The sequence below is a fragment of the Ruegeria sp. HKCCD4315 genome (assembly GCF_013112245.1).
GTDB lineage: Bacteria > Pseudomonadota > Alphaproteobacteria > Rhodobacterales > Rhodobacteraceae > Ruegeria.
Genome location: NZ_WVRN01000001.1, coordinates 1,348,216 through 1,373,052, shown reverse-complemented (window position 1 = coordinate 1,373,052; position 24,837 = coordinate 1,348,216). Strand labels below are relative to the sequence as shown.

The window sequence follows — 24,837 nt, the reverse complement described above, 5'->3', positions numbered from 1 at the left end:
TTATACATATTCATGCGCATGACAGCATATATGACTGCACATGTCATCCGTTTCCCGAACATCAGCCGTTGTGCACAATTTCAGCCTGCGGCAATTGGTAAATGTGATCCTTTGATGACAGCCACGCCATTAGGCTTTATGTGGAGGCCAACCCGCCACAGAATCGGAGCCACCGATCTTGTTCTTTCTGTATGAATGCGCGCTGGTCGTGATGATGGTCGCCCTATTGGCGTCACTTTCTTCTGCCTCAAATACACCCGCGCACGCGTCACAGATTGTCCGAAGCCGTAATGCGGTCAGTCCTCAGATCAAATCGTCATAGAAGTTGGAGCCCCGTAAATGTGTGGGATTTTGGGAATCGCAAGCCGGACACATGATGTGTTTGCCGAGATCTATGACGGGCTGCTGATGCTGCAGCACCGGGGTCAGGATGCCTCGGGGATCGTGACCTTCAATGGCGAGTTTTTCCGCGAAAAGAAGGCCAACGGGTTGGTCAAGGATGTGTTCAACGCTCAGGACGCGGAAACCCTTCTGGGCCATGTCGGTATGGGCCATGTCCGGTATCCCACCGCAGGTTCGCTCAGCGCGGCCGAAGCGCAACCGTTCTTTGTGAACGCGCCATATGGCATCTATCTGGTTCACAACGGCAACATCACAAACACCGCCGAACAGCGCGAAAAAGTTACAGGCAAATACAGCCGTCACCTGCGCACTACCTCAGATTCAGAAATCCTGTTGAACGTGCTGGCCGACAAAGTGGCCGACGCGATCAAGGTGAACGGCAATGCAGAACCCATCCGCAACCTGTTTGCAGGTGTGAAGATGACGATGGAGCGGGTTCAGGGCGCTTATTCCGTGATCTGTCTGGTCGCAGGCGTTGGAATGCTGGCCTTCCGCGATCCGTTTGGCATTCGCCCCTTGTCGGTTGCGAAACGCACAGTGGACGGCGCAGGGGATGATTATGCGTTCGCCTCGGAAGATGTGGCCTTTGGCATTAATGGCTTTGAAAAGCTGCGCGACCTTCGCCCGGGCGAAGCGATCCTGATCGATCTGGACGGCAACATGCACGAATTTCAAGCAGTTGAAGGCAAGCTGACACCCTGTATCTTTGAGTATGTCTATCTGGCCCGCCCGGACTCACTGCTGGACGGTGTTTCGGTCTACAAGACCCAGATGCGCATGGGTCAGACACTGGCCAAACAGATTCAGGAGTCCGGCCTGGAAATCGACCGGATTATACCGGTGCCCGACAGCGCCCGCCCTGTAGCGTTGGAAGCCGCAAAGATCACAGGCATCCCTTATCGCGAAGGTCTGGTCAAGAACCGCTACGTCGGGCGTACCTTCATCATGCCGGGTCAGGCAGAGCGACAGAAATCCGTCCGCCGCAAACTGAACGCCGTGCCGCTGGAATTTGATGGTCACAGTGTTCTGCTGATCGACGATTCCATCGTACGCGGGAACACAATTAAAAAGATCGTTCAGATGTGCCGCGACGCAGGTGCCAAAAAGGTCTATGTCGCCAGCGCCTCGCCCCCAGTGAAATATCCCAACGTCTACGGCATCGACATGCCGACCAAGGCCGAACTGATCGCAAACGGCAAAGAGATCGAAGAAATCCGGGAAGAATTGGGCGCGGACGCGCTGTTCTATCAGCATCTGGATGACCTGATCTGGGCCGCGAAAGAAGGCAACCCCGAGATCGAAGCCTTTGACTGCTCGTGCTTTGACGGAAACTATATTACCGGCAGCGTCAGCGAGGATTATCTGGACAATCTGGAAAACAGCAGCCGCGTCAGCCAGAAACGTGCAGATATGCAGGTACCCGGCGGGTCGTGGAACGCAGCAAAGCTGGCGTCTGGTTAAACGGGTTTACCTTTACCATCCCACGTTAACGGCGAATGATTCGCTTTATCAGCTTGGCGACTCCATTCGTTTCGAACCGTTGTAATGAGTGGGTTTTTGCCACAACTCAGCGGTGAATGCTGCGTGATCTCAAGGGCTTTTTTGTAGGGCACGTTTGTCTCGATGACATCAGTGTGTGATGCGCTTTAGTTTCCGTTTCGGTTTTGATATTTGGCCCGCACCACTCACTTACAAAGGGGTTTGGGCTACGGTCCAGGCCGCAGATCATGTCGAATACAAAAGTCAAAAGCGCAGCCACCCAGCGTGGCGCGTTAAAGAAGAATTCCGTTTCGGTTCTTGGGGTCTTTGGGCCAAAAGCCGATCTGCGGGCCCTTATGCGGCTTTCATCGGGGCGCGTGAAAGAGGTGAAAACCGGCAGCCGAGTTGCTTCGGGTACGGTTGTTGCGATTGATGAACATGGCATTATGCTGCGACAAAGCGGCCAGACCAAGCGGATCACCATTCCCGGCAGCTAATCGCGACTTGACGCCCCGCGCGCAGGGGTACAAACCGCAGCCATGACCGATCAGACCAAAATCGCCCTTATCACCGGGGCCTCCCGCGGGTTGGGCGCTGCCCTGGCCGAAGCGTTGGCGCCCGAGTATCACATAGTTGCAGTCGCCCGAACCACTGGCGGACTGGAAGAGTTGGACGACCGGATCAAGGCCAAGGGAGGTTCGGCAACGCTGGCCCCTATGGACATCACCGATCCAAATGCCATGGCAACCTTGTGCAGAGGGATTCACGACCGATGGGGTAAGGTGGATCTCTGGTTGCACACGGCGATCCATACCTCGGCCCTGACACCAACTCATTTCATTGATCCGAAAGAGTGGGCAAAGGCCGTTAACACCAACGCCAATGCGACCTCGGTTCTGATCCCCTACGTTACGCCCCTGCTGGGTGAAAACGGCCACGCGGTGTTCTTTGACGACCCGAAGGCCGGCGAGAAGTTCTATGGCATCTATGGGGCCACCAAGGCCGCGCAGATGGCCCTGGCCCGCAGTTGGGCCGCGGAAACTGAACGCACCGGCCCACGCGTTTCAATTGTCGAACCTGCGCCTATGCCCACCGCCGTACGCGCACGGTTCCATCCCGGAGAAGACCGGGACGCGTTGAACAGCACGGCAAGTGAAGCCGCGCGCATTCTGGCGCTGCTATAGGAAATGGCCCTTGCGGGCCATGCCTCCGGCGGAGGTATTTTTAGCCAGATGAAGCTGGGATCAGGCGATGTGAACGCCGTTGCGACCGGCCAGATCGACAAAGAATTGCCAGGCAACGCGGCCTGAGCGTGAGCCGCGCGTGGCTTGCCACTCAATGGCTTCGGCCCTCAGAGTGCCTGCATCGACCGATACGCCATAGGCCGCGCAATAGCGGTCAATCATGGCCAGATATTCGTCCTGATCGCAGGGGTGAAAGCCCAGCCAAAGTCCAAAACGGTCGGACAGCGAAACCTTTTCCTCAACCGCCTCGGATGGGTTAATGGCGCTGGAGCGTTCGTTTTCGATCATGTCCCTTGGCATCAGGTGACGACGGTTCGAGGTGGCGTAGAAAACAACATTTTCCGGGCGACCTTCAATACCACCGTCCAGAACGGCCTTGAGCGATTTGTAATGCTGGTCATCATGGCTGAACGAAAGATCGTCGCAGAACAGGATGAACCGGTGCGGCGCAGCGCGCAGATGGTTCAGAAGGCGTGCAACCGACGCCATATCCTCGCGTTGCAATTCGACCAGCTTCAAATCCGGATGGTCCGATTGCAGGGTTCCGTGCACTGCCTTGACAAGGCTGGACTTCCCCATGCCCCGCGCGCCCCACAACAACGCGTTGTTCGCCTTGTATCCGGCGGCAAACCGACGCGTGTTATCAAGCAAGGTGTCGCGCGACCGATTGATGCCGACCAACAAGTCCAAATCGACGCGGTTGACCTGGTTCACAGGCTCTAACCGGTCGGGTTCCACATGCCAGACAAATGCAGGGGCTTCGTCAAAATCCGGGGCAGCCAATGGGGCCGGTGCCATGCGGTCCAGCGCATCAGCAATACGGTTCAGGGCTTGATCATCCATAGGGGCCTCCGGTCGTTTTGGTGTTCAAACCATGTTCCTTCCGGCGCAACAAGAGGCGGAAACGAAAAAGGCGCGCCAGAGATCGGCACGCCTTGTTCAGTATTTTCTATAGATCACGATTTTTCTTCGTAATCCTGCATATGATCGGCATCCGCTTCAGCCTCTTCATCGTCGTAATAGCCGTCGGCACGCAGTTGTTCTTCGCGCTTGCGTTCGACCCGAGCGACCAGGAAGATCGAAATTTCGTAAAGGCCATAAACCACAACAAAGAGGATGATCTGCGTGATTACATCCGGGGGCGTCACGATAGCAGCCAGCACCAGAATGCCTACGACTGCATATTTGCGCACGGCACCCAGGCCTTCGGCGCTGACCAGTCCCGCCTTGCCCATGAGGGTCAAAAGAACCGGCAGTTGGAAGCACAGCCCGAAAGCCACGATGAACTTGATCGTCAGGTTCAGGTATTCCTGTGCTGAGCCCTGGAAAACCACGCTCAGAGGTGCAGCAGTTGCACCATCTGCTACGGCTTCACCTTCAGCACCAAATTGCTGGAACCCAAGGAAGAAATCATAGGCCAGTGGCGTGACGACATAGAACGCGAAGCTTGCGCCCAGAAGGAACATGAAGGGCGAGGCCAGCATGAAGGGCAAAAACGCGTTCTTTTCCGACTTATACAGCCCCGGCGCCACAAAGCGCCACATCTGCATCCCGATATAGGGAAACGCCAGAATGAACCCGCCCAGCAACGAGACCTTGATGGCCACAAAGAAACCTTCCTGTGGCGAGATGAAAATCAGGCCGCAATCCTGTCCACGCTCAGTCAGTACCTCGCATAGGGGATTGGTCAGAAAGTTAAAAAGCGGCGTGGCCACGGTAAAGCAGATGATCATCCCGACCAGAAAAGCCACGACGCAGTGTATCAACCGCGTGCGCAGCTCGGCCAGATGCTCGATCAGGGGGGCCGAGGTATCTTCGATCTCGTCGGTCTTGCTCATGTCTTGCTTTCAGTGTTCAGCGCAGCCTCGGCCTCTTCAGCCTTGGCCAATGCGTCGGCAGCTTCCTTGGCTTTGCGTTCGGCGGCGGCACGTGCTGTGGTGGCCTGAATTTTCTTGGCCTGCTCGGCCCGTTCTGCCGCCAGTTTGCCGGTTTCGCTGTCAGGATCGAACTTGGTAGGATCGATGCTTTTGGCCATATCCTGCGCGGCTTGTTTGACACCGTCCATGGCAGAACCCACAGGATTCGCGGCAGCGTCGAGACCTTTCTTGATCTCGTTCACGCCAGCCTGATCCGCAGCCTCGTTCATGGCGCTGCTGAATTCGCGCGCCATGCCACGGGCTTTGCCGACAAAACGCCCGACATTGCGGAACAACACCGGCAGGTCCTTCGGCCCCACAACGATCAGGGCAACGATGCCGATGACCAGAAGTTCGGTCCAGCCCAGATCAAACATCTGCGCTTACGCCTTGTCTTTCTCGGTTTCAGGAGTGACGTCCTTGGCCATCTCGGACGCATCTTGTTCCAGCTCTTCCGTGCCATCCTTCACGCCCTTCTTGAAGGCGGTGATACCTTTGCCAACTTCACCCATCAGCGAGCTGATCTTGCCGCGGCCAAACAGAACCAGAACCACAACGGCGATCAGCAGAAGACCGGGAAGGCCGATATTGTTGAGCATGTCTTTTCTCCTCTTTCATCGGCACCCTTACGTGCCGGGAATATGAACTGGCTCTGTGTTTACGCCCGGATGCGTTGCCTCAAAAGGGAACAAGTGCTGTTTGAAGGTAAAAATTGATATGATCCCGCAGAATCTAAGGGCTCGCATTTTCCAACTGACAGGTTTATGTCAGTTGGGTAGCATTACGAAGACGGTATCGAAACCTGGTCAACGGAGACCCAAATGACCCATGTTGCTGAAATCGTCACCTTCACCCTTGCCAATGGCACCACACCGGAAGAATTTGTGAAACTCAGCCAAGCCTCAGAAGCCTTTGTCCGCAGCGCACCGGGCTTCGCCCATCGCCAGTTGAGCCAGGGCGAAGACGGGCGTTGGACCGATTATGTCGTCTGGACGGACATGAAGGCGGCCAAAGACGCCGCCGCGCAATTCCCACAACAGGACTTCTGCGCCGGTCTGATGGCAGCCATCAATCCTGACAGCATTCAGATGCGCCACGAGAACGTGTTATGGAACATGACCGCCTAAGCGCGGTCTGGACGGCGTAATATGCGCCGCACGGATCGTCTTTTCGACATCATACAGATCCTGCGCGACGGCAAACTGCACCGTGCGCAGGACATTGCGGACCGGCTCGAGGTATCGGTCCGCACCATCTATCGCGATATGGATACGCTGGTGGCTTCGGGTGTTCCGGTCGAAGGCGAACGCGGCGTGGGCTACATGGTGCGCGAGCAGATCACCCTGCCCCCGCTGAACCTGACTACAGCCGAGCTTGAAGCGCTCAACCTCGGTATGGCTATCGTGGCCGAGGCCGCCGATCCTGACCTGAAAGCCGCTGCCAATTCTCTGGCTGACAAAATCGATGCCGTCTTGCCCACGCAGGTAATAGCCGAAGCCGACGCATGGAAGTTCGCCGTTTACCCCTTTGCCGATGCCGCCCGTGGGCTGGCACATATGGCCCCGATCCGCGCAGCCATCAAATCGCGCCAGAAACTTCGCTTGTCATATCAAAGGATCGACGGGGTTCTGACCGAACGCACCATCCGCCCGCTTCACATGGAATACTGGGGCCGCGTCTGGACCCTCACCGCTTGGTGCGAACTTCGTCAGGGTTTCCGCGTCTTCCGTATCGACCTGATCGAAACTATCGCGCCGTTGCCGGAACTCTTTGCGGACGAACCCGGCAAACGCCTGAGCGACTACGACCCAAACGTCTGACCTTCTTCATCTTTTCAAAAATACTCCCGCCGGAGGCATGGCCCGAAACGGGCCATTCATCCTCACTTCAGGTAGGGCTCTGGATCAACAGACTCGAACCCTTTGCGCACTTCAAAATGTACATAGGCGTTGTCTCCACCCCGCAACTGCGCCAGCTTTTGACCACGACGCACGCGGTCACCTTTCTTTACGGTAATGTCGTCTACGTTGGCATAAACTGTCAGCAGATCGTTTTTGTGTTTAACCACGATGATCGGAACCTGATCCGCATCCGCCGTTATCGCCGCAACCGTACCTGCCTCGGCCGCTGTTACAGCCGTACCGGGTGCTGCGGCTATGTCGATGCCTTCATTCTTGCCCTTGTTGTAGCCACGGATGATGGTACCGCTTACTGGCAGTGAAAGGGCCGAAGAGCGCGTATTGGTCGGGGCTTCGGCCGTCACATCCGGTGCCTCAGCTTTGGGTGCAACTTTTTCTTCAGGCAGCGGCTGGGTGGCGCTTGGCGGGGTCGGTGTTGGCGATCCCTGCCCCGGCTCGGTCACTTCAGTGGCCGCAACAGGTGCCGCAGCCGCCGCAGCGCTTTGCCGTGGTGCAGGCTGGTTCTTGACCGGAATCAATAGAAACTGACCTTCGCGCACGGTAAAATCGGGCCCAAGCCCGTTCCACTCCGCAAGCGCGTCGACCGGCACCTGATAGAGCCTCGAGATGGTATAGGCCGTCTCGCCCCGTTTGACCTTGTGCCGGACCGGTTCCGGCCCCGAAGGCACAGGGGCGGCGGTTGGCGCGGGTTTCGCTGGTTCCAATGTCGTTGTCTGAACCGAACCCGTATCCGGGGCCTGATCGATCGCACTTCCGGCCACCGAAGCGATATCCACCCCGCTACCGGCACCGACCGAGCGCGGCAAGGCCAGCACTTCGCCTTCTCGCAAACTGTCGGTGGCCTGCAATCCGTTGAAGCGCGACAACTCACTTTCCGGCAGGCCAACACGCGCGGCAACGTCACGCACTGTGTCGCCCCGACGGGCTACGGCAACCTGATAGTTGGGATAAGTGATCACACCCCGGCTGTCCGGTGTGGGCCGCGATGTGGTGGAAGCTTGCGCCGCATCGGCAGTCGAGAACCCACCGACCTGCCCACGCAGATCATAGTCCAAGGGCCCTTCACACCCGGCCAAAACGACGACAGCGACCAGTCCGGTCGCGCAGCGGCGCATAGCTGATTTGGATACTGCTTTCATAATTCTGTCCTCAAAGCCTGCCCCTGTTGTCCGGGGTTCCGGCGACCAATTCACAAAGCCTGTTACGTCTCGTCCTTCCCAAGCCCCTCCAGCAGAGGCACAAAACGAACCGACGTCAATTCATCATAGTCCAGACCGGTTTCAGTGCGCGTCACTTTGATCAACTGCTGCACGGCGTCCGACTGACCCACGGGTAAAACCATAATACCCCCGATTTTCAGCTGCGCCAAGAGCGGGCCCGGAGGGTCTTCGGCCGCTGCGGTCACAATGATCCGATCAAACGGCGCCTGTTCCGGCAAACCAAAGGATCCATCCGACAACATGGCAGTGATATTCGTCAGTCCCAGGTCGGCAAACAGCTTACCCGTTTCATTGACCAACCGCCTGTGGCGTTCGACCGTGTAAACCCGGCGCGCCAGCTTGGACAGGATCGCCGCCTGATAGCCTGAACCAGTGCCAATCTCGAGCACGGTGTCCCGTGCACGCACATCCAGCGCCTGCGTCATCAGCCCGACAACCGAAGGCTGGCTGATCGTCTGGCCGCAGGCAATCGGAAGCGGCATGTCCTCATAAGCGCGGTCTGCAAACAGGCCGGTGACAAACCGGCCCCGGTCCACCTGCTCCATCGCTGCCAGAACGCGCGCATCGGTCACGCCCCGTTTGCGCAGGGCAAACAGGAACTGCATTACGGTTTCAGGGTCCAGTCCGCTCATTCGACTGCCTTCAGCGCCTCCAGCATGTCGTAGGCGGTCAGGTCAGCACGCATTGGCGTGACCGAGATATAGCCTTCCAAATTGACCGCCGCATCGGTGCCCGGGGCGGTTGGGTTGTGCTGATAACCGCCTTTGATCCACAGGAACCGCCGCCCCGAGGGCGAGCTGTGCGGTTCGACCGAGAAATGCGTGTCGCGCCGGAAGCCCTGCGCTGCAACGCGCGTGCCCAGCACCTCATCTGCCGGAACGGGTGGGAAATTCACGTTATAGAACAGGCGGTAATCGCCCTGCTCGGCCGGATTGGCATCCAGAATACGCCGGACCAGATCAGCGCCAAAGCGTGCGGCGGCCTCAAACGGATCATCCAGCCCAAGATTGCGCGGGCCGAAATACTGCGACAGTGCAATTGCAGGCACACCTTGCAGGGCTGCCTCCATCGCACCGCCAATCGTGCCGGAATAAAGCGTGTTCTCAGCCGAGTTGTTCCCCCGGTTTACACCGGACAAAACCAGATCGGGTCGGCGGTCTGCCATCACATCATGCAGCCCCGCCAAAACACAATCCGCAGGCGAGCCTTCGGCTGCATAGCGCCGCTCGCTCAGCTTGGCGATCATTGTGGGATGGGTGTAGCTGATGCAATGCCCGACCCCGGATTGCTCGAAGGCAGGCGCAACCACCCAAACTTCGCCATCCGGCCCAGCCAGTTCGGCCGCAATCGCCTCAAGCGTGATCAAGCCCGGAGCGTTGATCCCGTCATCATTGGTCAGAAGAATACGCATATGCCCGTTTTACCCCCGCGTTTGGCCCTTGATAGACCCCGGCCTGCGTTGCGGCAAGCGACGCAGGACTGCAATCTGAGGCTTTCGCGCACCACTTGGGTGGAAATCGTCAGGTCAGGTTTTGCTCTCGGGGAATACAAAACACCTGTCCCGGCGAATGGTCAGCCACATGACGCGACCCGGACCCGGCACAAAGACATTTGGAACCGTCGCCTTGAGGATCGAGCCATCATAATCCATGCGAAACTCTACAAGGCTTTCGTTTCCAAGAAAGCGCGCACGCTCGACCACGCCCCGCGCAGCCACACCAGCCGAGGGCGTAGGCGAAGGCCCCTTACCGTTGCGGTCAAAGTCCAGCTTGACGTGCTGCGGGCGGAATACAATTTCGACATCTGTTCCATCCGGGATACCTGGCGCAAGAAACTGACCAAACGGCGTATCAGCCAACGCCCCATTGACTTGCGCCCGCAACACGTTGACATCACTGAAAAAAGCCACGGCAGCTTTATCTGCTGGTCGAGTGTAAACGTTATAGGGCGCGCCTTGCTGCACCACCTTACCACGCCGCATCAGCGCGATCTCATCCGCCATGCGCATCGCCTCTTCCGGCTCGTGCGTGACCAGCAAAACGGCGGCGTCCTCTTCCTTGAGGATGGACAGCGTTTCGTCCCGAATGCCATCACGCAGACGGTTGTCGAGACCAGAAAACGGCTCATCCATCAACATGATCCGAGGGCGCGGTGCCAAGGCGCGGGCTAGCGCCACACGCTGCTGCTCACCCCCAGACAACTGATGCGGAAACCCGTCGATGAAGCGCATCAGATCTACTTTGCGAAGCAGTTCTTCAACCCGGGCGCGTTTTTCATCCTTGCTGCCTTTCAGGCCAAAAGCGACATTGTTGGCCACGCTCAGATGTGGAAACAGCGCGAAATCCTGAAACATCAGGCCAATCTCTCGCCGTTCCGGGGGAACCCGGAAGACAGTGTCGCAAATCAGCTTGCCATCTACGTATATCTCGCCCGAGTCCTGCATCTCGACCCCGGCGATCATGCGCAGCGTCGTGGATTTGCCGCAGCCCGACGGCCCCAACAAACACGTCACCTTGCCCGCCTGAACGGTCAGTGACACGTCATCCACCACAACCCGCCCCTCGAAGCGGCGGATAATGTTGCGAATTTCCAGACGTGGAGGAGTTGCGTTACCTGACACCGATGGACCCCAATTGCCTTTCCCGATCAATTCCATCGGGCTTAGGCGGGGATAGCAACCCCGCCCCTCAGGTGCAAGGGATCAGCAGCAGCCGCCGCCCGAGGATGCGGTTTCACCCACGGCCTCAAACGGGCTTTCACCGCCGCAGCCTTCGAAGATGCCGTAATGGGTCGAGAAGTCACCGATAAAGTCAAAGTGCCGCGCGAACCGCGTGTCCTGCAGCATCATCCATGTGTTGCCGCAGACCGGAAAGACCTTGCCGGTTTCGATGATGTGATGATCGTCCAGAACAAACTCATGCGGGGCGTTGGGCACAGTGCCCTTATAGATCACCGCCTGGCCGTAATCTTCGCAAGCCGGTTCCAGTGCGGGCAGTTTGAACAATCGATACGTCGCCGACAGGAACTTAAGCGGTGCCACACGTGCTTCGAGCGCGGGATTTTCGATAGTCAACGGACGGTGAGTCTCGCGTCTTGGATCACCAAAACCGGCCTTACGGGCCATCGACAGGAAGTCATTCCAGTACAATGCACCCGACAGGCATTCGCCATACAGCACTTCATCCTCGGCCATCGCCTGCGGGATACGGCGGTCTGCGTAAACGTCCGAGAAATACATCTCGCCGCCTTCTTTCAGCAGCCGATGCGCGCCGCGCAGAACTGCATCTTTGTCGGTGGCCAGGTTGATGACGCAGTTCGACACGATGATGTCGAAGGATCCGGGCTCCAAGTCCAGCTCATCCAGCTTTTCGATATAGCCGTGATGGAATTCAACGTTGCTTTTGGCGTGCCCAAAGGCTTGGGCGTGATAGTCCTGATGCGCACGGGCAACCTCCAACTGCTCGGGCGTCATGTCGACACCAACCACCCGGCCCGTTTCGCCCACCATGGCTGACAAAGCATAGACGTCACGCCCCGCGCCGCAGCCCAGATCGAGGATCGACATGCCCTCAAGATCCAGAGGCGCGATCAAACCACAGCCGTAGTACCGGGTCAGCACGTCGTCATGGATTTTCGACAGGATCTTTTTCACGTGATCCGGCATGTCATCGGGCGTACAGCACGCGTTGGTCTGCAAATCCGCGCTGCTCTGCAGGACTTCACCATAGTAATTCTGCACCGATTCATGCTTCATCGCAGTCTTCCCTTCATACTTGGTTGGTCCGCAGGTAATGCAGCGCGCTGTGTCAAGCAATCCAAAGCCTGCGTTTTTTACAAAAACGTTAACTTTATATGTGGGCCTAGCCCAGCAGCTCGAAATCGACACCTGCACGAACCTTGCCGTTCACTTGCACCTCAAGACGATGCGCACCGGGCACCAGTTTGAACGTTGTGGCGTCGCCCTTCAGCTTATGACGTTTGCTTAGGTGCAAGCGACCATTCTTCAGCGCCGCCTGCTTGAGTTTATGCACCTTGGCCGAGGTTTTCCCACCAGGGCGTTGGAAATGAACAATATAATCCACCAGAACCGGCTGTTCGCCTGCACCGGTCAGGGCAACTGAAAACTCAAGCGCATCACCAATCCGGGCTTCAGAAATCACATCAATTGACGCAGCTATTTCAGCATCCGGATCAAACCCCAGCACCTTCATCGCCTCAGGGTGTCCTGCTTTCACCAGCCCGCGCAATGTGTGCGACGTCATCCAATTCAACTCGGCCGTGTTTTGTTGCCCAGCAACGCGCCACTTTTTCAAGCGTTCCAATACCAGTTCGGGGTTCTTCTTGGTGATGTCGTTCAGATGGTTGGCCACAGACCGGGTGACATAGCGTGTGCCGTCCCCGTGCAGCTGGTCCAGCAACGGTAGCGGATCGGTCAATTCCAGATCAATCCCCTGTCCCCATGGTAACCGGGGGCGTGTGCCCTCGCTGACCAACCGGCGCACATGATAACTGTCATGGCTGCACCACTGTTGCATCCGCTTTATCACAGCATCAGGGGCTTGATTCAGAAACGGGCGAATGGCCCACTCCATGGAAAACCGCTGTGTTATCTCTTCCAACACATCCAACGCCAGTTCCACATGATCCTGCCCGATCGCCGCCACCCATTCGCCCAAGGGGGCAAAGATGAAATCTCCGAAATCGTCATCTGTTTTCGTGGGGTCCAAAGGCGGCGGCAAAGCCCGCAGGATGACGGGGGCAACCGTTGGCAGGCCCCCCGGCACAGCCTGTTGAAGACAGTCTGAAATCCACGCCATTCTCTCTTTCAGTTCCAGTTCCAGCAGACGCGACATGACCTGTGCATGAAACGCCTCGGCATCAAAAGACGCATCAGCTGCGTCAAACAAACCCGCGAGATAACGGGTTTTTTCCGCATTGAACAACTGGTCTTTTAAAGAGAAATTCTGAGCCATGTTTACATCGTCATGTTTCCGGCGCCACCGTCCAGCAGAATGTTCTGCCCGATTATGAAACCTGCCTGTTGCGAACAAAGAAACGCGCAAGCGGCACCAAATTCCTGCCGCGTGCCGTAGCGGCGTGCAGGGATCGTGGCTGCTCGGTTTGCACGCGCCTCATCCATCGAAATGCCTTGTTGCGATGCGACACCGCTGTCCAGTGAATCCGCCCGGTCGGTGGCATGAATTCCCGGCAGCAGGTTGTTGACATTGACCCCAAAGGGCGCAACCTGACGCGACGTGCCGGCCACATATCCGGTCAGACCCGTGCGCGCCGCGTTCGACAACCCCAAGGCCGGGATCGGAGCACGCACCGATTGCGACGTGATGTTGACGACACGCCCCCATCCTTTGTCGATCATTCCGGGCAACAGTGCTTTCATAAACGCAATTGGCGTCAGCATGTTGGCATCCAACGCCTTAATGAAGTCGTCACGATCCCAGTCCGACCACAAACCCGGAGGGGGGCCACCTGCATTTGTCACAAGAATATCAACGCCCTGCGCCGCATCAATCACGGCCTTTTGCCCTTCGGCTGTGGTGACATCACAGGCAACGGTGTTCACCTTGACGCCGTAGTCATTCTGCAGACGCGCAGCCTCAGCCTCCAAAGCGTCAGAACCCCGTGCGTTCATCACCAGATCAACGCCTGCTTCGGCCAACGCCTCGGCGCAGCCCAATCCCAACCCTTTGCTACTGGCACACACCAGCGCACGTTTTCCCTGAATGCCAAGATCCATTCTGATCCCCTTTGCCTGTCTTCGTGCGCATGTCTAGCACTGGCCAGACAAAGAAGACCAGAAACGGTTCGTTCATCAATAAAAGAACTCTTCCCGCACAATCTTGCCATCGGCAACGTGGTAGACACCCACTTCGCGCATATCGAAAGCTTCACCGGTATCTTTCACAGTGCCCTGCACTTCGAAAATCACGGCAAAACGGTCGTCACCATGGGGAAACGGGTCACTGACGGAAGCCCCCGAGACTTCATGGGCACTTTCCCACCACTCATGCTTGCCACGTATGGCTTCCACGCCGTGGGTTTCGCGCCCCATGCCTTGAAAGTCCTGCCCTTCGACCGAAACAGCATCGGGAGCGTAAAGCTTAAACAGGTTTTCCTTGGCACGGTCCTCACGGCATCCGGCGACCAGTTCATCTGCAATCTCTTTCAAATTCATTGATCCTCTCCATTATTTGTTCACTATATGTTCTTATTGCCACAGGCACATGATTCGAACCACCCCCTTTGTCTTGCTTCGGCGGGTTTCCCCGCATATACGCGCGCTCATGCTTGATACCTCGAACCAACCCACCCTGCCGCCCGAGATCGCCCGCCGCCGGACATTCGCCATCATCTCGCACCCGGATGCGGGCAAGACGACGCTGACGGAAAAGTTCCTGTTGTACGGGGGCGCGATCCAGATGGCCGGTCAGGTGCGCGCCAAGGGCGAGGCACGGCGGACGCGGTCGGACTTTATGCAGATGGAAAAGGATCGGGGCATCTCGGTTTCCGCATCGGCCATGTCGTTCGACTATGACAATTTCCGCTTCAATCTGGTGGACACACCCGGTCACTCGGACTTTTCCGAGGATACCTATCGCACGCTGACTGCGGTGGACGCGGCCGTCATGGTGATCGATGGTGCGAAAGGTGTGGAAAGCCAGACGCAGAAACTGTTCGAGGTTTGCCGTCTACGCGATCTTCCGATCCTGACCTTCTGTAACAAGATGGACCGGGAAAGCCGCGATACGTTCGAGATCATCGACGAAATTCAGGAAATGCTAGCCATCGACGTCACGCCAGCCGCTTGGCCGATTGGCGTGGGCCGTGATTTCATCGGCTGTTACGACATGCTGCGTGACCGGCTGGAACTGATGGACCGCGCTGACCGCAACAAGGTGGCCGAAAGCATCCAGATCAACGGGCTGGACGATCCTAAATTGGCCGAACATGTGCCCGAGCATCTGCTGGAAAAACTGCTGGAAGAGGTCGAGATGGCGCGTGAACTGCTGCCAGCACTTGACCCGCAGGCGGTTTTGGAAGGCCACATGACCCCGATCTGGTTTGGTTCGGCGATCAACTCGTTTGGCGTCAAAGAGCTGATGGAAGGTATCGGTGCTTATGGCCCACAGCCGCAGGTTCAATCGGCGGAACCGCGTCAGATTGCGCCCGACGAAAAGAAAGTCGCAGGCTTTGTCTTCAAGGTGCAGGCCAATATGGACCCCAAGCACCGCGACCGGGTTGCCTTTGTCCGTATGGCTTCAGGTCACTTCAAACGTGGCATGAAGCTGACGCATGTGCGGTCCAAAAAGCCCATGGCGATCTCGAATCCGGTTCTGTTCCTTGCATCCGACCGCGAACTGGCCGAAGAGGCTTGGGCCGGGGACATCATCGGCATCCCGAACCACGGCCAACTGCGCATCGGCGATACGCTGACCGAGGGCGAGGCGCTGCGCGTTACCGGCATTCCTTCGTTTGCGCCGGAACTGCTGCAAGGTGTCCGCGCGGGCGATCCGATGAAAGCTAAACATCTGGAAAAAGCCCTGATGCAATTCGCCGAAGAAGGCGCGGCCAAAGTGTTCAAACCCTCAATCGGGTCGGGCTTTATCGTCGGCGTTGTCGGCGCGCTGCAATTCGAAGTGCTCGCCAGCCGGATTGAGATGGAATACGGCCTGCCCGTTCGGTTCGAGGCGTCGCAATTCACTTCAGCCCGATGGGTCAGCGGTGACAAGGCCGAGGTCGAGAAGTTCGTCAACGCCAACAAGCAGCACATCGCCCATGATCATGACGGTGACATCGTCTATCTGACGCGCCTGCAATGGGACATCGACCGGGTCGTGCGCGACTATCCGGCGCTAAACCTGACCGCGACAAAAGAGATGATGGTGTGATCCAACTGGCTGATTGCGCAGCCGAACCCGGCTGTGCAATCCTGCGCACATGAGTGACGACGAACTGACCTATCCCGGTGGTCTGCCAGACATGCTGGACAGCTATGAGAACCGGCGCAGTCCGTTTCAGTTCGGCACCCTCACGCTGCCCGATCCCGACGTTGATCTGGATGATCTGGCCAGACGCACGGTTCCAGACAGCGCCACCGAAGTGCCGGTCGGACGCAGCACCACGTGGGATCGCAAACGCGCCCAAATCGCGCGCGAGTTTGTTGGTCAGTCGGAACTGGCCTTCCTAAACGCGCAATTGATTTCGAACCTTAGAAAACGGTCTTTTCCCCGCCACGCGCCAGCCCTTTTCTGCCGATTGTGGGACGAACAGTCCGATCACCTGCTGGCCACACTCGACCTGCGCTGGCTGGTGTCTTCGGTTCAGACATTTGCAGACCACGGCCAGACGGCGACACAGCGCGAGGTGGGTCACGCGTTGCGGATGCTGTTTGGTCTGATGAAGCTTTACGAATTTGAACGCCTGTTCTCGGGTCTGGCCCCAGATTCGCCCTTTCGGTTCGAAGACAAAAACCATGTAGATTTGCCCTTTCAGATGAAGGGTTTTTCTTTTGAAAAAGGTGGGTTGGACGTCAATCTTATCGCCCCAATCTGGACCCAGGCGATGCACGACCCAACCATCGCGCCGCTGGTCGATCACCTGATGACGGAACTCAACAAAGATCCCGGCGGTGTCTTTCGCCGCCTGAAACAGATGCGCGACGCCCGCGCGACGCGCGCATGACCACCTGGGGTATCGTATCGATGGTTCGGGGTTCGACCGAGAACGTACTGCGCTTTGTGGCGCATCACCTCGAGCTGGGCGCAGACTTCATGTATATCTACATGGACGAACCCAACCGGCACACCTTTCGAGCGCTCAGGATGCACCCCAAAGTGCGCGTGCGGGTTTGCGACGATGCGTTTTGGGAAAAGCGAGGACGTGCAAGGCCGGAAAAGCATCAGGTCCGTCAGACGGTTCACGCGACATTTGCCTATCGCAACACGCCCCTGGATTGGCTGACGCATATCGATGTAGACGAGTTTCTTTGGTCCCCGATCCCGATCGCCGAAGTGCTGGGCAACGTGCCGCCCAACCTCAACGCCGCACGCGTCCGCCCTATGGAAGCCCTGGCTGGCGGTGACGATCTGTACAAGGCACACATCCCCCAGGGCCCCAACCGCGAGGCTCTGGTCGAAGCCATCTACCCGACCTACGGAGCATTTGTTCTGGGCGGTTTTCTCAGCCACGTGCAGGGCAAGCTGTTCGTACGAACCGGTCTGAAGTACCTGAACTTCCGCATACACAACCTGTTTCAGAACAAAAAACTGCTGCCTTGCAAATACGAGCTGCCCGAAGTTGAACTGTGCCACCGACACGCCCCGGATTGGGATCACTGGATCGGGCATTACCAATTCCGCATGGATCGCGGCTCGTATCAGGCAGGCATGGCCCCAAATGTACCGCGCGAGCAAGGCGGGCTGAACAAAAACGAACTGCTCAACTGGATTGAGGACGAACAGGGCATGGAAGGACTGCGCGCTTTTTTCTATGAAATGAGCGGCGCAGACCCCGAAGTGCGCGCTCGACTGGACCGGCACGGCCTGTTGCGGCACCGCCCCCTGGATTTGGATGCAAAAATGGCGAAACACTTCCCCGGAAGCTGCTGAATTGTTGCGGAAAATCTTGCGAACAGTCTGCGTGCCCCGCATTAAGCCGACTTCATTTGACCCTGACCTACGTTTTTGTTATGTCCGCCCCCAAGCCGAACAGGCGCATTGCGCGCATGGCCATCCGGGCCCGGCACATCTTTGACGCGCGGGCCAGGTCAAGTGTCCGCAAAAACCGGACTTACATGACAAAGTTTAACGAACTGAACCTGAACCCAAAGGTCCTCAAAGCCATTGAGGAAGCCGGATACGAAACTCCCACTCCGATCCAGGAAGGTGCGATTCCGCCTGCTCTGGAAGGTCGCGATGTTCTGGGGATTGCGCAGACCGGCACTGGCAAAACCGCCAGCTTTACCCTGCCGATGATCACTCTGCTGGCCCGTGGCCGCGCCCGTGCACGCATGCCGCGTTCGCTGGTTCTGTGCCCGACACGGGAACTCGCCGCGCAGGTGGCTGAGAATTTCGACACCTACACAAAGCACCTGAAACTGACGAAAGCGCTGTTGATCGGCGGCGTCAGCTTTAAGGAGCAAGAGGCGTTGATCGACCGGGGCGTTGACGTTCTGATCGCCACGCCGGGCCGCCTGCTGGACCATTTCGAACGCGGCAAGCTGTTGCTGACCGGTGTTCAGATCATGGTGGTGGACGAAGCCGACCGGATGCTGGACATGGGCTTTATTCCCGATATCGAACGCATCTTCTCGCTGACGCCGTTCACGCGCCAGACCCTGTTCTTCTCGGCCACCATGGCCTCTGAGATTGAGCGGATCACCGACACCTTCCTATCCGCCCCTGCCAGGATTGAGGTTGCCCGTCAGGCCACCGCATCCGAGACCATCGAACAGGGCGTCGTCATGTTCAAAGGCGGTCGCCGCGATCGTGAGGCCAGCAACAAACGCAAAGTTCTGCGTGCGTTGATCGATGCCGAGGGCGACAAGTGCACCAACGCGATCATCTTCTGCAACCGTAAGACAGATGTGGATATCTGCGCGAAATCGCTGAAGAAATACGGCTATAACGCTGCCGCGATCCATGGTGATCTGGACCAGTCGCAGCGCATGAAAACGCTGGACGGGTTCCGCGATGGATCGTTGCGCCTGCTGGTGGCCTCGGACGTCGCCGCGCGGGGTTTGGATATTCCTTCGGTCAGTCACGTGTTCAACTTCGACGTGCCCGGCCATGCCGAGGACTACGTCCACCGCATCGGCCGCACCGGTCGCGCCGGGCGCGAAGGCAAGGCCATCACGATTTGCTCGGGCCGTGATGAGAAAGCTTTGGATGCAATCGAAAAGCTGATCCAGAAAGACATCCCGCGCATCGACAACCCGGTCAAGGAAGAGGCCAAGCCCGAAAAGCCCAAATCTGAGAAACCGAAGCCCGAGAAAAGGGCCAAAGACCAGGAAGGCGCTAAGGACACCCGGAAAGAGCGCGAACCGAAAGGGCGCGGTCGAGGCCGCAAGGCTGATAACGGTCCGGTTGTTGTGGGGATGGGTGATCATCTGCCCAGCTTTATCGCTCTTAGCTTTGATGAGCGTCGTGCTGGCTAAATTGCCAGCACCAGAGCCAGTATCGAAAGCCCCAGTAAAGTCATTCCGGCGATCTCTCGCCGGGTGATCGTTTCACGGAAGAACAATGTCGAGGCCATCAAGCTGAGGAGCAATTCGACCTGCCCCAAAGCTTTGACATATGCAGCGTTTTGCAAGGTGAAGGCCCAGAACCAGCAGAACGACCCACCCAGACTGGTCAGCCCGACAAAGATGCCGGTGGACCGCGTTTGCCAGACTGCGATCAACTCGGACCGATCGCGCCACAACAGCCACAGCCCCATGCTGAGAAATTGAAACGTGACTACGGCGGCCAGAGTGACCAAGGCCCGAAACCACGCATCGACCTCACCCAGCTGCAACGAAGCACCGCGATAGCTGACGGCGGAAAATGCAAACAGCACACCCGAACCAAGCCCAAGTTGAGAGGCGCGGTTGGTCAGATGCCGCCACCAAGCCCCATCACCTCCGGGTGTTTTCGACAGCAGCAGAACTGCGGCAAGCCCCAACAGAATGGCCACAAGCGCACCCGCTGACACGCGATCCCCCAGCACAAGAAAGCCGACAATCGCGGTTTGAATCACTTCGGTTTTCTTAAAGGTGATCCCCACCGCAAAGTTGCGCTGCTTGAACAGGGCAACAACACAAATCGTCGCCAGTATCTGCGCCGTCCCGCCGATCACCGCGTATAGCCAGAACAAAGGGCTGAGCGGTGGCAGGCTTGCCCCCGTTACCTGCAAAGCGACCATCAAACCCGCAACGGCCAACGGCATGGAATAAGCAAAGCGCGCAAACGTTGCGCCAGCCGCAGACAGTTTCACACTGCTCAGCGACTTTTGCAGCATGAAACGTACCGTCTGAAAACTGGCGGCAGCGATGGTGACAGGGATCCAGAGACTCATGCCACCCGTTGTGTCGTCAAATCAGGACTTTGGCCAGAGCGGATGCGGCACAGGGTCTTTCGCGCGCAGCAGATACTGCCGGAAAATTTGCGCGTAAGACCGGTACACGTAAGCCTCATTGCAGGCCAGATACCTATCCTTGCCGTCTTCATACAGTTGCGGCAACTGGTACCACGGGGCGTTGGGGTTCATGTGATGAACCACGTGCAGGTTGTTGTTCAGAAACAGAAAAGCCAGCGGGCCCCGGTCTTCGATAATAACCGTACGCGCACGGGATTTTTCATGCGCACGGTGCTCAAGGAAGGTCCGTATTTTTAGCAGCCCCAGCCCGAAATAGGCAGAAATCAAATAGGCCCAAACCGGCATAGACGACTGGGCAACAACCCACAGCACCACCGCCGCACCCGGCAGGTGCAAAGCCCAAGCCAGCAGGATATCCTTGTCCCAATGCCGCGCGCCTCGCCATTCGTCGCGCAGAAACAGAACTTGTCCGATAGCCGGGCCCAAGACCATGCGCCCAAGCAGCGTGTTGTTGACCGCCAGCAGCTTTTGTAAGCCGCGCGGAAGAGTCGACCAGACCTTGGGATCCAAATAGTTCGATTCCGGGTCGTCATATGGATCGGTCAACGCTGCATCCTGATGATGCGCCAGGTGCAAATCCCGAAAGCGGTTGTACGGGATGAACAGCGTCAGCGGCAGCGCCATCAGCGCCTCGTTTACCCATTTTGTGCGGAAAGGATGCCCGTGCAGGGCCTCATGTGTCAGCGACGAATGCAGCGCCGCAACAACAGCAAGGGCTGGAACGGCCAGCCAAACTGACAGGCTTGCCAACCAAAACAGACCTGCAAGCCACGCCCCATAGCAGGCAATGATCAGGAACAATGTGCCCCATTCAGGCGATTGGGAAGTGGGTCGCTCAGCCATTGCGCCCCCACGAGATACCTGCCCAAACCCGCTCGTAAATCACATACATGGTCAGGCCAATGGCGGTGTTCACCAGCGCCACAACCCCGCCCACAGTAGCCGAGCCCGTGGCAATCAGCCCCACAACAGTCATGGTGACAAGCCCCATGACATTCCAAACGATTGCTTTCACGACAGATCTTCGCCGCGTTTCCATTCCGACCCTCAGTCTTTTTGCTTTTTTCAAAGGGTTACAGGGCGATGGTCATGGTGGGAATTCTGAATATGATTAACAAAATTCAACATCTATGATATTTATCAATATATGCAGGAAAAAATCGACAAAAGAGATCGCGCCGCTCAGTTCCGTCAACGTCTGGCTCAGGCGATGGAGCAGCGAGACATCAGTCAAAGCGCGCTGGCACGGCACATCAGTGTTGATCGTTCGACCGTATCGCAGCTTTTGACCGGGCATGGTGCGCGTCTGCCCAACGCGCATGTGGTCGGAGGATGCGCGGCCGCACTTGGTGTTTCAGCCGATTGGTTATTGAGCCTCTCTGACAGGCCCGAAAGCGCGGCCGAGCTTCTGGCCAGCTCTCTGAGTTTCACCGAAGCCCCCCGCGCGCTGGTCGATGAACGGATCTTCGAGTGGCACAAGGAGGCCGCTGGTTACAAGGTTCGCTATGTCCCGGCGACCCTGCCCGACATGCTCAAGACCCGTGCTGTGCTGGAATGGGAATATGCCCCGCATCTGGGGCGCACGGCAGATCAGGCCATCGGCGCGTCTGAGGACAGGTTGGCCTGGATGCGCAGCGCGCAATCGGATTATGAAATCGCCATGCCGCTGTTCGAAATCGAGAGCTTTGCAAGCGCCACAGGGTATTACAGCGGCCTTAGCGCGCAGGTGCGGCTGGAACAGATCGACCACCTTCTGACACTTTGCGATCAGCTTTACCCCAGAATGCGGATCTATCTATTTGATGCCAAACGCCTCTATTCCGCGCCGGTGACGATTTTCGGCCCCCTGCTTTGCGTGTTCTACGCTGGCAGTCACTATATGGCGTTCCGCGACCGGGACCGAATCGAAACCTTTACACGTCACTTCGACACGCTGGTGCGCGAAGCTGATGTGACTGCCCGAAACTTTCCCAACCACCTGCGGCAGCTCAGATCCAGAATTTCTGAAACCACATGATGCGGGCAGACCAATCCTGTGCTATGGTCCGTTGGCGCGAACCTTCGGGCATTCCGACCACAGACGGAGGACCACAGGAATGGACGCATTACAAACCGCTCAATACGCACGTGCCCTTTACGCCGCTCACGGAGACCGGGCCGAGGCCGAAGCTGCGCAGAAAATGCGCGAATGCGAGGCTGCCGGAAACCAGCAGGAAGCACAGGACTGGCAGGCGGTCCGTCAGACCATCCGCCAGATCCGTGGGCCAAATCAGGGCTAGATCACAGTTTTGGGTCAGGATTAACCGTGTGACCATCCACCGCGATGACCTGACCCGACACCAGCCGCGCCGCATCTGACGCAAGGAAGACGGCCATATTGGCTATGTCCTGCGCTTCGACAAAGCGCCCCATGGACGTGCCTGAGGCATAGCCTTGGTACACCGCATCGCGGCTCATGCCTTTGGCTTCTGCCTCACGGGCCAGAACACCTTCCATGCGCGGGCCTTCAACTGCGCCTGGGCAGATTGCGTTTGCGCGTATCCCATGCGGGCCCAGTTCCATCGCAAGTGTTTTCATCAATCCAATGACCGCCCATTTTGCCGAGGCATACGGCGCACGAAACGGATAGCCGTACTGACCTGCCGTCGACGAAGTCAGGATGATGCTGCCCGCCCGCGCTGACTTCATCAACGGGGCGGCATATTTGGCAGCCAGAAACGCACCGTCCAGATTAACCGCGACGCAGACCCGCCAAGCGTTCAAATCGATGTCTTCGATGGCATCCGTTGGCCCTGCTATTCCGGCATTGGCACATAACGCATCCAAACCACCCGCCTGCGAAACAGCGTCAAAAACGCCGCGCATGTCGGCCTCATCCACAACATCCGCGCGATGTGCCGTCCAATGATCCGGAACAGAATTTAATGCCACCGGATCGATATCCGTGACCCAGACATCATATCCAGCCGCATCAAACGCTTCGGCCATGGCGCGACCGACACCAGACGCGCCAGCGGTCACAAGCACCCTTCGTCTCATGAGGGCTTCCGAATAGCGGCCCCCGCACCTTCGGGGTAGGGCAACGCGGACTGAGCTTCGGCAATACGAGCCATCGCCGCTTCGATTTCAGGGGAAGGAGGGCTGGGTCGGCGCGTCTCGAGACTGACATGCAGCAAAAAGCTTTCGCCTGTGGCCAGCAGCTTGTCGCCTTCATACATGCTGTGGAACACGTGCAGCTTCTTACCCTGCCCCAGCAGCATCTGCGTGCGCACCTCGATCTTTGCACCCGCGTTGACCTCATCGATGTAACGAATGTGGTTTTCGGCGGTGAAGTAACTGCCGCCCGACGAGATGTACTCCATGTCGCAACCGATGATCTCCATGAAGCGGTCCGTGGCGGCGGCAAAGGCCTCCAGATACTTCGCCTCATTCATGTGGCCATTATAGTCCGTCCAATCCAGCGGGACGGCGCGCGACAGGGTCAGGATCGGCTGGCTCAGGTCCGCCTGATCCAATGTCGGCAAGGCACCCGGTTTTAACAGCGCATCATGCTGGTTCAGAGCCGCGCCTGCCCCATAATTCTGCGCCTTGAGGGCCCGCATCATACCCACAAGGTTGTTGTCGCGAATGCGCTCCAGTTCGCGGATCGAGTGCATCCCAGATTGTGCGTCGGACTGATCGGCGATCATATCGACCAGCTCATCGGTGAATTCGGGCACATCCATCAGCTTGGTCCAAGGCCATTTCAAAGCCGGACCAAATTGCGCCATGAAATGACGCATCCCGGCCTCGCCCCCGGCCACGCGGTAGGTCTCGAACAGGCCCATCTGCGCCCAACGGATGCCAAAGCCCATCCGGATCGCCTCATCGATTTCTTCGGTCGTTGCAATGCCGTCCTTGACCAGCCACAGAGCCTCTCGCCACACCGCTTCAAGGAACCGGTCCGCAATATGCGCGTCAATTTCCTTCTTGATGTGCAGCGGGAAAAACCCGACCGATTTCAGCAACTCCTGCGCGCGCGCGACCATTTCGGGCGGGTTCTTGTCGGTGGGCACCAGCTCGATCAGCGGCAGCAGGTAGACCGGGTTGAACGGATGTGTGACGACGATCTGCTCGGGGCGCAGCGCGCCGTCTTGCAGTTCCGAGGGTTTGAAGCCGCTGGTCGACGACCCGATGATTGCGCCCGGGTCGCAAGCTTCTTGCAAACCCTTGTAGACTTTTAGTTTCAGATCCAGCCGTTCCGGCACACTTTCCTGAATCCAAGTCGCGCCTTCTACGGCGTCGGCCATGTCATCATGAAAGCTCAGCGTCCCTTCGGCCGGCAACGGCACATCGCTCAAGCCCGGCAGAGACCGTCGCGCATTGTCCAGAACCTCACCAATCTTGCGTTCTGCTTCCGGGTCCGGGTCGAACACCCGGACGTTCCAGCCATTCAGCAGGAACCGTGCAGCCCAACCGCCGCCAATGACCCCACCCCCGATGATTGCTGCCGTTTTTGTCATAT

Annotated in this window: 28 protein-coding genes; 11 read left to right on the top strand and 17 right to left on the bottom strand. The window is 57.8% G+C overall.

What is annotated here, in order from left to right:
- The first annotated feature begins 339 nt into the window (after nucleotides 1–339).
- The 3 genes from purF to GS646_RS06885 all read left to right on the top strand — a co-directional run bounded on the left by purF (nucleotide 340) and on the right by GS646_RS06885 (nucleotide 3,065).
- The gene (gene purF, locus GS646_RS06895; RefSeq protein WP_171090402.1) at nucleotides 340–1,863 is read left to right on the top strand and encodes an amidophosphoribosyltransferase; all 1,524 of its coding nucleotides are present in this window, start codon (nucleotides 340–342) and stop codon (nucleotides 1,861–1,863) included.
- A 266-nt stretch (nucleotides 1,864–2,129) separates the two neighbouring features.
- Entirely contained in the window at nucleotides 2,130–2,378 is a 249-nt protein-coding gene (locus GS646_RS06890) for a hypothetical protein (protein ID WP_171090404.1), read from the top strand.
- 42 nt (nucleotides 2,379–2,420) lie between these two features.
- On the top strand, nucleotides 2,421–3,065 hold the full coding sequence (locus tag GS646_RS06885) for an SDR family oxidoreductase (protein ID WP_171183480.1): 645 nt from the start codon (nucleotides 2,421–2,423) through the stop codon (nucleotides 3,063–3,065).
- A gap of 60 nt (nucleotides 3,066–3,125) precedes the next feature.
- Here GS646_RS06885 and GS646_RS06880 read toward each other — a convergent pair whose 3' ends face one another.
- From GS646_RS06880 to GS646_RS06865, 4 genes are all read right to left on the bottom strand, one after another.
- Nucleotides 3,126–3,968, bottom strand: coding sequence for an ATP-binding protein (locus tag GS646_RS06880; RefSeq protein WP_171090408.1), 843 nt, complete (start codon nucleotides 3,966–3,968; stop codon nucleotides 3,126–3,128).
- 113 nt (nucleotides 3,969–4,081) lie between these two features.
- Nucleotides 4,082–4,963: a twin-arginine translocase subunit TatC gene (gene tatC / locus GS646_RS06875; RefSeq protein WP_171090410.1), complete on the bottom strand. Its 882-nt coding sequence runs from the start codon at nucleotides 4,961–4,963 to the stop codon at nucleotides 4,082–4,084.
- On the bottom strand, nucleotides 4,960–5,418 hold the full coding sequence (gene tatB, locus GS646_RS06870) for a Sec-independent protein translocase protein TatB (RefSeq protein ID WP_171090412.1): 459 nt from the start codon (nucleotides 5,416–5,418) through the stop codon (nucleotides 4,960–4,962). Before tatB ends, tatC begins: the two co-directional genes overlap by 4 nt.
- Before the next feature lie 6 nt (nucleotides 5,419–5,424).
- A complete protein-coding gene (locus GS646_RS06865; protein WP_171090414.1) occupies nucleotides 5,425–5,640 on the bottom strand; it encodes a twin-arginine translocase TatA/TatE family subunit in 216 nt (71 codons plus the stop codon).
- A 222-nt stretch (nucleotides 5,641–5,862) separates the two neighbouring features.
- On the opposite strand from GS646_RS06865, the gene GS646_RS06860 reads away from it, so the two are divergent.
- Together GS646_RS06860 and GS646_RS06855 are read left to right on the top strand one after the other, a co-directional pair.
- Entirely contained in the window at nucleotides 5,863–6,168 is a 306-nt protein-coding gene (locus tag GS646_RS06860; RefSeq protein WP_171090416.1) for a hypothetical protein, read from the top strand.
- Between the two features lie 21 nt (nucleotides 6,169–6,189).
- Nucleotides 6,190–6,861, top strand: a complete 672-nt coding sequence (locus GS646_RS06855) for a YafY family protein (protein WP_171648443.1) — start codon at nucleotides 6,190–6,192, stop codon at nucleotides 6,859–6,861.
- Nucleotides 6,862–6,923: 62 nt separating this feature from the next.
- On the opposite strand, the gene GS646_RS06850 is transcribed toward GS646_RS06855, so the two are convergent.
- The 8 genes from GS646_RS06850 to GS646_RS06815 all read right to left on the bottom strand — a co-directional run bounded on the left by GS646_RS06850 (nucleotide 6,924) and on the right by GS646_RS06815 (nucleotide 14,373).
- Nucleotides 6,924–8,099: a peptidoglycan DD-metalloendopeptidase family protein gene (locus GS646_RS06850; RefSeq protein ID WP_171648444.1), complete on the bottom strand. Its 1,176-nt coding sequence runs from the start codon at nucleotides 8,097–8,099 to the stop codon at nucleotides 6,924–6,926.
- A 62-nt stretch (nucleotides 8,100–8,161) separates the two neighbouring features.
- Nucleotides 8,162–8,812: a protein-L-isoaspartate(D-aspartate) O-methyltransferase gene (locus GS646_RS06845; RefSeq protein ID WP_171090421.1), complete on the bottom strand. Its 651-nt coding sequence runs from the start codon at nucleotides 8,810–8,812 to the stop codon at nucleotides 8,162–8,164.
- A complete protein-coding gene (gene surE / locus GS646_RS06840) occupies nucleotides 8,809–9,591 on the bottom strand; it encodes a 5'/3'-nucleotidase SurE (RefSeq protein WP_171183486.1) in 783 nt (260 codons plus the stop codon). The genes GS646_RS06845 and surE overlap by 4 nt, the downstream gene beginning before the upstream one ends.
- Before the next feature lie 114 nt (nucleotides 9,592–9,705).
- The gene (locus tag GS646_RS06835; protein ID WP_171183488.1) at nucleotides 9,706–10,836 is read right to left on the bottom strand and encodes an ABC transporter ATP-binding protein; all 1,131 of its coding nucleotides are present in this window, start codon (nucleotides 10,834–10,836) and stop codon (nucleotides 9,706–9,708) included.
- 45 nt (nucleotides 10,837–10,881) lie between these two features.
- Nucleotides 10,882–11,934, bottom strand: a complete 1,053-nt coding sequence (locus tag GS646_RS06830) for a methyltransferase domain-containing protein (RefSeq protein ID WP_171183490.1) — start codon at nucleotides 11,932–11,934, stop codon at nucleotides 10,882–10,884.
- Nucleotides 11,935–12,040: 106 nt separating this feature from the next.
- Entirely contained in the window at nucleotides 12,041–13,153 is a 1,113-nt protein-coding gene (locus tag GS646_RS06825; RefSeq protein ID WP_171648446.1) for a hypothetical protein, read from the bottom strand.
- A gap of 2 nt (nucleotides 13,154–13,155) precedes the next feature.
- Nucleotides 13,156–13,935 (bottom strand): SDR family oxidoreductase, encoded by a 780-nt coding sequence (locus GS646_RS06820; protein ID WP_171183494.1) that lies wholly within the window; start codon nucleotides 13,933–13,935, stop codon nucleotides 13,156–13,158.
- A 75-nt stretch (nucleotides 13,936–14,010) separates the two neighbouring features.
- Nucleotides 14,011–14,373, bottom strand: coding sequence for a nuclear transport factor 2 family protein (locus GS646_RS06815; RefSeq protein ID WP_171183496.1), 363 nt, complete (start codon nucleotides 14,371–14,373; stop codon nucleotides 14,011–14,013).
- Nucleotides 14,374–14,482: 109 nt separating this feature from the next.
- Here GS646_RS06815 and GS646_RS06810 point away from each other — a divergent pair, with 109 nt between their 5' ends.
- The 4 genes from GS646_RS06810 (at nucleotide 14,483) to GS646_RS06795 (ending at nucleotide 19,353) form a co-directional block, all read left to right on the top strand.
- Nucleotides 14,483–16,087, top strand: coding sequence for a peptide chain release factor 3 (locus GS646_RS06810; RefSeq protein ID WP_171183498.1), 1,605 nt, complete (start codon nucleotides 14,483–14,485; stop codon nucleotides 16,085–16,087).
- Nucleotides 16,088–16,136: 49 nt separating this feature from the next.
- Entirely contained in the window at nucleotides 16,137–16,880 is a 744-nt protein-coding gene (locus GS646_RS06805; RefSeq protein ID WP_171183500.1) for a hypothetical protein, read from the top strand.
- On the top strand, nucleotides 16,877–17,806 hold the full coding sequence (locus GS646_RS06800; RefSeq protein WP_253746750.1) for a glycosyltransferase family 2 protein: 930 nt from the start codon (nucleotides 16,877–16,879) through the stop codon (nucleotides 17,804–17,806). The genes GS646_RS06805 and GS646_RS06800 overlap by 4 nt, the downstream gene beginning before the upstream one ends.
- Nucleotides 17,807–17,991: 185 nt before the next feature.
- Nucleotides 17,992–19,353: a DEAD/DEAH box helicase gene (locus GS646_RS06795; RefSeq protein ID WP_171183502.1), complete on the top strand. Its 1,362-nt coding sequence runs from the start codon at nucleotides 17,992–17,994 to the stop codon at nucleotides 19,351–19,353.
- Here the strand turns inward: GS646_RS06795 and GS646_RS06790 are convergent.
- Genes GS646_RS06790 through GS646_RS06780 form a run of 3 tightly spaced genes read right to left on the bottom strand, consistent with a single transcriptional unit; the run spans nucleotide 19,350 to nucleotide 21,372 of the window.
- Nucleotides 19,350–20,252 carry an EamA family transporter gene (locus tag GS646_RS06790; protein ID WP_171183504.1) on the bottom strand — a complete coding sequence of 301 codons (903 nt, stop codon included), beginning with the start codon at nucleotides 20,250–20,252 and terminating at the stop codon, nucleotides 19,350–19,352. The two genes, GS646_RS06795 and GS646_RS06790, sit on opposite strands and share 4 nt — an antisense overlap.
- A 21-nt stretch (nucleotides 20,253–20,273) precedes the next feature.
- A complete protein-coding gene (locus GS646_RS06785) occupies nucleotides 20,274–21,176 on the bottom strand; it encodes a fatty acid desaturase (protein ID WP_171183506.1) in 903 nt (300 codons plus the stop codon).
- Nucleotides 21,169–21,372 (bottom strand): DUF2061 domain-containing protein, encoded by a 204-nt coding sequence (locus GS646_RS06780; protein WP_171090445.1) that lies wholly within the window; start codon nucleotides 21,370–21,372, stop codon nucleotides 21,169–21,171. Before GS646_RS06780 ends, GS646_RS06785 begins: the two co-directional genes overlap by 8 nt.
- Before the next feature lie 108 nt (nucleotides 21,373–21,480).
- Here GS646_RS06780 and GS646_RS06775 point away from each other — a divergent pair, with 108 nt between their 5' ends.
- Together GS646_RS06775 and GS646_RS06770 are read left to right on the top strand one after the other, a co-directional pair.
- The gene (locus tag GS646_RS06775; RefSeq protein ID WP_171183508.1) at nucleotides 21,481–22,350 is read left to right on the top strand and encodes a helix-turn-helix domain-containing protein; all 870 of its coding nucleotides are present in this window, start codon (nucleotides 21,481–21,483) and stop codon (nucleotides 22,348–22,350) included.
- A 79-nt stretch (nucleotides 22,351–22,429) separates the two neighbouring features.
- A complete protein-coding gene (locus GS646_RS06770; protein ID WP_171090450.1) occupies nucleotides 22,430–22,612 on the top strand; it encodes a hypothetical protein in 183 nt (60 codons plus the stop codon).
- Nucleotide 22,613: 1 nt separating this feature from the next.
- Here the strand turns inward: GS646_RS06770 and GS646_RS06765 are convergent, their stop codons facing one another.
- Both GS646_RS06765 and GS646_RS06760 read right to left on the bottom strand, forming a co-directional pair.
- The gene (locus GS646_RS06765; RefSeq protein ID WP_171183510.1) at nucleotides 22,614–23,372 is read right to left on the bottom strand and encodes an SDR family oxidoreductase; all 759 of its coding nucleotides are present in this window, start codon (nucleotides 23,370–23,372) and stop codon (nucleotides 22,614–22,616) included.
- Nucleotides 23,369–24,835, bottom strand: coding sequence for a carnitine 3-dehydrogenase (locus GS646_RS06760; protein WP_171183512.1), 1,467 nt, complete (start codon nucleotides 24,833–24,835; stop codon nucleotides 23,369–23,371). The genes GS646_RS06765 and GS646_RS06760 overlap by 4 nt, the downstream gene beginning before the upstream one ends.
- Nucleotides 24,836–24,837: the final 2 nt, after the last annotated feature.